The sequence below is a fragment of the Mesorhizobium sp. M7A.F.Ca.US.014.04.1.1 genome (genome assembly GCF_003998745.1).
Taxonomy (GTDB): Bacteria; Pseudomonadota; Alphaproteobacteria; order Rhizobiales; family Rhizobiaceae; genus Mesorhizobium; species Mesorhizobium ciceri.
Genome location: NZ_RZRW01000386.1, coordinates 1 through 5,661, shown reverse-complemented (window position 1 = coordinate 5,661; position 5,661 = coordinate 1). Strand labels below are relative to the sequence as shown.

Sequence of the window (5,661 nt, the reverse complement as noted above, 5' to 3'; positions counted from 1 at the left end):
CCTTCAGGATCGAGAACTCTATTCCTGTCAACGATAACGGCTTGCCGTCGAAGCTGGCGGTATGGCTGGCCGGCGCCAGAGCCAGTTTGCCATGCGAAAACTGCCTGTCGTCGGCCGGTTCGGGCACCGCCGGGCGGGCGCGCCGCAGGATGACGTTGACGCGGGCAACCAGCTCGCGCGGGCTGAATGGTTTCGTCACATAGTCGTCGCCGCCCATTTCGAGCCCGAGGATGCGGTCGATCTCCTCGTCGCGCGCAGAGAGGAACAGCACCGGCACATCGGATATGTGCCGCAGCCGCCGGCAGACCTCCAGCCCGTCCATTTCCGGCATGCCGATATCGAGCACGACGAGGTCCGGTGCCCGGCGGCCGATTGCCTGCAAGGCGGCGGCACCGTCGGCCACCCCTGTCGTTTTCATGCCGGCCTTCTCCAAGGCAAAGCAGATCACCTCGCGGATGTGCGGGTCATCGTCGGCGACGAGGATGTGATGCGGCATGGATCAGCGGCCCGGCATGGAAGGTTCGATAGCGGAGGGAATCACGAACGGCTCCTTGGTGTCGAGATATCGAAGCAGCCGCCAGTCGCGAAAGCTCCAGGCCCGCCAGTTCTGCTGGATAGTTCGATACCAGATTTCGTCGCTGCCGCGCACGCCGGCCAGTTCGCGGACAGTGCCGGCGGCCGCCGTCTTGCCCTGGTGCTCGAGGAAGCGATCAAGCGCGGGAAACGCGCCCGGACCGAGCGAGTGAAGATACCAGGCGTCTAGGGGAATGCCCTGGCCGGTCATTTCGAGGGAATGGTCGACATTGTAATTGGCGATCGTTGCTGCGAAATTGATGAAACAGCCGGCATAAAGCGTCAGGGATAACGTCAGAAGATTGGCGGACAGCAGCCATTCGTTGGATTTTCTAAGCGCGATGCGGGCAATGATCAGGGCAAGGCCTGCTGCCACCAGCCCCATCCAGACAAAGGCGGCGACGCGCCAGTAGGTCAATGCATAGATGCCGACATAGAGGTCGAGCCGCAGGATCGACGAGATGACCAGCATGATGTTCTGCGCCACCCAGACATAGACCAGCCGGCGGATCAGCGGATCGGCCGAGGTTTCGCTGCCGGGTCGCAGCGCTGCCAGCACGAAGCCGGCGGCAAGCAGTGCCGTGACGATCAAGGGATAGGCGCCACGATGCGCGTAGGAGGCGTAGCTCAGCCCATCGGGAAGCGCTGCCCCGCCCCACAGATAGGCGGCGTCGAGCGCCGTCTGCAGCGCAAACAGGATGTTGAAGACGATCAGGGCGCGCAGGATGGCGGCCTTGCCGAACAGGATGTCTTCGATGGTGGTGGCGGTTTTGCCGGCTTGAGCGCTGACCGCCGGCAACGCGCGCGGGATGCGGCGAACCAGGCGCGGCATGCGCGGTCGCAGAAAAGCCCAGACAGCGGCGAGCACGAACAGCCAGAAGGCAATCCGCGCCAGCTGGATAAGATCGAGCAGCCTCACGAGATCGATCAGCGACAGCCAATAGTCGATGACCGGATTGGCGGCACCGAACAGCGCCAGGAAGACCGCGCCCAGCGTCAGCGGCATCACCCAGACGGCGATCGCCGCCAGCCGGATGCGGCGCCCACCGAACCGCCGCGCCGTCCTCCGCCAGCGGATGAAATCAATGACGAAGCGGAACGGCGCCGCCAGCCCGAACAGCACGATCTGCCCGGCAATGCGGGCGATGCTGTGCCGCAGCCGACCGCTCAACGAAAGCGCGAAGACGGTCAGCGCCGCCAGCGCGATCGAGACCGACAGGGTGCTGACATTTTCAGCCAGCGGCAGCAGCGGGACAAGCAAGGCGATGGGCTTGAGCCAGACCCGGCCGTCGTTGAAGGCGGCCGGGTGCACAGCGACGACCGCCGCGGCAATCAGCAGGGCGAACAGGAAAACCGTGATCCCGGCGGGCTGGCCATAGAACAGAAAATCCGCGAGCGCTGCCAGCAGGATGGCGACACCGAAACGGCTGCAATAGCTCGGCGCGGCGGAGAACAACGCTGTCATGACCTGGCTTTCCTGATGGCTTCCAGCCGAACCGTTGGCGGGCTTCTGCGGACAAAGGGAATGAGGGTTGCGACGGGACACGCGCGCGGCGGATCGGCCAGCCACCAGCCCTCGCTCCGCAGTCGGTGAGGCAGGGACCAACGGGGCTTTGCTCGCTTGTGCATGCCGCTTGTCTCGCAAGCGGGCGGGGAAAGGGCAGGGCGGATCCGAGGAGGTTTTCCGCAGGCCCGTGCAGTTTTCGTGCAGGGGTAAACGCTGCCGATCTCCCCCCTCGTGGGGGAGATTGGTAGCTTCATGCCCCGACTTGCCTCACCCGCCCACAAGCGGCATAGATCATCCATGGAAACCTATCGCCCGCGCCGCTCCGTGCTCTACATCCCGGCCTCCAGCGACAAGGCCTTGGCCAAGATCGCGCAGCTTGCCTGCGATGCCATCATCATCGACCTGGAAGACGCCGTCGCTCCGGCCGACAAGATCGCCGCCCGCGAAAAACTGGCCGGCATTTTCGCCGGCCATTCCGAGAGACGCTGCGAGATGATCGTGCGCATCAATGCGATATCAGGCGAATGGGGCGCCGACGACCTGCTGGCTGCCGCAAGCTGCGAACCCGACGGCATCCTTCTGCCCAAGGTCGACACGCCGCGCGACCTGCTCGCGGCCGGCGACGTGCTCGACGATAATTTCGCTCCCCACAGCGTGAAACTATGGGCGATGATCGAGACGCCCAAGGCGCTGCTCAACATCGGCGCCATCGCCGAACTTGGCCGCGATCCGGCCTCGCGGCTCAATTGTTTCGTTGCCGGAACGAATGATCTGGTCAAGGAGACCGGCATTCTGGCGACGCCTGACAGGCGCTACCTCGTGCCATGGCTGATGCAGATGGTGCTGGCCGCACGCGCCGGCGGCATCGACATGCTCGACGGCGTCTCCAACGATTTTCGCGACCTCGACGCTTTCGCCCATGAATGCGCGGAAGCCGCGGCCATGGGGTTCGACGGCAAGAGCCTCATCCACCCGGCCCAGATCGAAGCCGCCAACCGCGCCTTCGTGCCGTCCACGGAAGCGGTGGCCGAGGCACGCTCGGTGAAGGAAGCCTTCGCGCTCGCCGAGAATGCCGGCAAGGGCGTGATCGCGCTGAACGGCAGGATGGTCGAGCGGCTGCATCTGGCGAAGGCCGAAAAACTGCTGGCGAAGGCAGCCGCCATCGGGTCATAAATGCTCGATGGATGCGAGCGGGCTACAGCTACTCACGACAGGAATTGAACAATGAAACTCTACCGCTTTCTGTCCGCTCCGGACGATGCCAGCTTCTGCCACAAGGTGACAGCGGCGCTGAACAAGGGCTGGCATCTGTTCGGCTCGCCGACCTATGCCTACGACAAGAAGGCCAAAGCGATGCGTTGCGGCCAGGCCGTGGTCAAGGATATCGACGGTCAGGAATACGGGCCCGATACCAAGCTGAGTGACTGGTAGATTTGAAAAGCTCCGACGCAGGGTGTGTTGAGATTCAGGTCAGGCCGAGTCGAAAATGGTGGTTTCCGAGAACCGGAGCGGAGCGTACTTTTGGGTACGTGAGCACCGTTCTACCGCGACGCGGTAGAGCGGGGAAGCGCAGGAAGCCATCATTTGCAGGCCGGCATCACCTGAATATCAGCGCACCCTACTCCGCCGCCTCTTCGATCTTCTCCATATCATCGTCCGACAGGCCGAAATGGTGGCCGATCTCGTGGATCAGCACGTGGGTGACGATGTCGCCCAGCGTCTCTTCGTTCTCGGACCAGTAATCGAGGATGGCGCGGCGGTAGAGCGTGATGCGGTTCGGGCCTTCCCCGGTCTGCGGGTTCCAGCGCTCGGCGATGCCGCGTCCCTCGAACAGGCCGAGCAGGTCGAATGGCGTTTCCAGCGACAGATCGTCCATGATTTCGTCGGTCGGGAATTCGGCGATCTGGATGACGATCTCGCCGGTCAGCTTGCGAAAATCCTCCGGCAGATGGGCGTACGCCTCCAGCGCCAGGAACTCCATTTCGTCCATCGAGGGCGAGAGTTCGTCGTGCCAGGTGCGGGTCTTGTAGATGCGGGCCATGCTTTATCCTTTGATCCCGGCATATAGGCTTTCGCACCGGAATCGGCAAATGAACGGGCCGATGCGCCTGCGCCATCCCTGCAGAGAGGAATAAATTCCCCATGACTCTGCTTGACTCTTGGGATGCGCTCTGGAATCTATAGGAACATAACAGGAACAATTGTGAGTGGAAGCTGACCGTCATGGCGATGACCGCCGTGGCGCGGGAGACTGTTTTTGCCCTGCGCCGCCAGATCGCGAAAATCGAGGGAACGCTGCCCGAGCGCTTGGCTGCGCCGGCAGCCGCACCCTTTGATGCTGACGTCAACACTGATCTCACAATCGTCCGGCGTGGCATTGCCGCGGCGTTGCCGGATGCGTTCCTGCCTATCGGCGTCGGGCGCCTCGATGCCGCCCTGAGCGGCGGGCTGCCGAAGGCCGCCCTGAGCGAAATCCATGGGCTTGAAACCCGCGATGCCGGGGCCGTCGCCGGCTTCGCTTTGTCGCTCACCAGCCTGATCCTCAAGCAAACGCCGGGGCTGCCGGTGCTGTGGATCGGCACATCGGAGATTTTTCGCGAGGCCGGCTTTCCCTATGCCAGGGGGCTTCACGCCTCGTTCGGCATCGAGCCGGAGCAATTGCTGTTTTCCGAGGCGCCAAGGCTCGTCGATGCGCTGTGGGTCGCCGAGGAGGCGGCCCGGATGACGGCGCTCGCCGCCGTCATCCTGGAAATCCGCGGCAATCCGCAGCGGCTTGACCTGACCGCGACACGCCGGCTGCATGCAAGGGCGCAAGCGGCCGGCCGGCCGGTGTTCCTGCTGCGGCAGGCGGCTGGGCCCGAACCGACGGCGGCACCCGTCCGCCTCATCGTCGCCTCGGCGCCGGCGGTGCCGCGCGACACCATCGCCGGGCCGCTGGCCGGCTCGATCGGCCGCCCGGCCTTCACCCTCACCATCGGCAAGAGCCGCACGGCCCTGCCTGGACAATTCACACTGGAGTGGAACCCCGATGAACGCGCATTCGACGAAAGAGCGGGCGAGGCAAGAGACCGGGCAAAGAATCCTGTCCCTGTGGTTTCCCTATCTGGCGGCGGAAAGGATCCTGCGCCAGCGTCTGGGGCGGTCCTGGCGTTCCCGGTCGTCGGATCACCCATCTCACCCGCCGCTCGTGATCAGCCATCGCGACCGCAACGCACAGCGCATCTCGGCCCTCGACGAGCGGGCTGAGGCGCTGCACCTGAAGCGCGACATGGGCATCGCCGATGCGCGCGCCATGCATCCGTCGATCGACGTCGTCGAGGCCGATCCGGAAGCCGATCGCCGCCTGCTCGAAGGCCTCGCCGACTGGTGCGACCGCTACACCCCGCTGGTGGCGCTGGACGGGGCAGACGGCCTGTTTCTCGACGTCACCGGCTGCACCCATCTGTTCGGCGGCGAGCGCGCCATGCTGGACGACATCCTGTCGCGCTTCTTCCATCAGGGTTTCGATGTCCGCGCCGGGCTTGCCGCGACGCCGGGTGCGGCCTGGGCGGCGGCACGCTTTTGCGGCGACCGCATCGTTG

7 protein-coding genes are annotated in these 5,661 nt (G+C 64.5%); 4 read left to right on the top strand and 3 right to left on the bottom strand.

All coding sequences use genetic code 11. From position 1 onward, the window contains the following. On the bottom strand, positions 1-496 hold a 496-nt coding region (locus EOA22_RS22765), incomplete at its 3' end, for a response regulator transcription factor (RefSeq protein ID WP_164755742.1). Between the two features lie 3 nt (positions 497-499). Next, a complete protein-coding gene (locus EOA22_RS22760) occupies positions 500-2,038 on the bottom strand; it encodes a DUF4173 domain-containing protein (protein WP_063169571.1) in 1,539 nt (512 codons plus the stop codon). A 339-nt stretch (positions 2,039-2,377) separates the two neighbouring features. Between EOA22_RS22760 and EOA22_RS22755 the strand changes: the two genes are divergently transcribed. Both EOA22_RS22755 and EOA22_RS22750 read left to right on the top strand, forming a co-directional pair. Next, positions 2,378-3,253 (top strand): CoA ester lyase, encoded by an 876-nt coding sequence (locus tag EOA22_RS22755; protein WP_063169572.1) that lies wholly within the window; start codon positions 2,378-2,380, stop codon positions 3,251-3,253. A 51-nt stretch (positions 3,254-3,304) separates the two neighbouring features. Further along, positions 3,305-3,511, top strand: coding sequence for a DUF1737 domain-containing protein (locus tag EOA22_RS22750; protein ID WP_013528780.1), 207 nt, complete (start codon positions 3,305-3,307; stop codon positions 3,509-3,511). A 187-nt stretch (positions 3,512-3,698) separates the two neighbouring features. On the opposite strand, the gene EOA22_RS22745 is transcribed toward EOA22_RS22750, so the two are convergent. After that, a complete protein-coding gene (locus EOA22_RS22745) occupies positions 3,699-4,121 on the bottom strand; it encodes a metallopeptidase family protein (protein WP_023763026.1) in 423 nt (140 codons plus the stop codon). Between the two features lie 182 nt (positions 4,122-4,303). Here EOA22_RS22745 and EOA22_RS39005 point away from each other — a divergent pair, with 182 nt between their 5' ends. Further along, the gene (locus EOA22_RS39005) at positions 4,304-5,326 is read left to right on the top strand and encodes a hypothetical protein (protein WP_024504051.1); all 1,023 of its coding nucleotides are present in this window, start codon (positions 4,304-4,306) and stop codon (positions 5,324-5,326) included. Continuing rightward, a partial coding sequence (locus EOA22_RS22735; RefSeq protein WP_164755740.1) for a DNA polymerase Y family protein occupies positions 5,268-5,661 on the top strand: 394 nt, incomplete at its 3' end. The genes EOA22_RS39005 and EOA22_RS22735, both read left to right, overlap by 59 nt.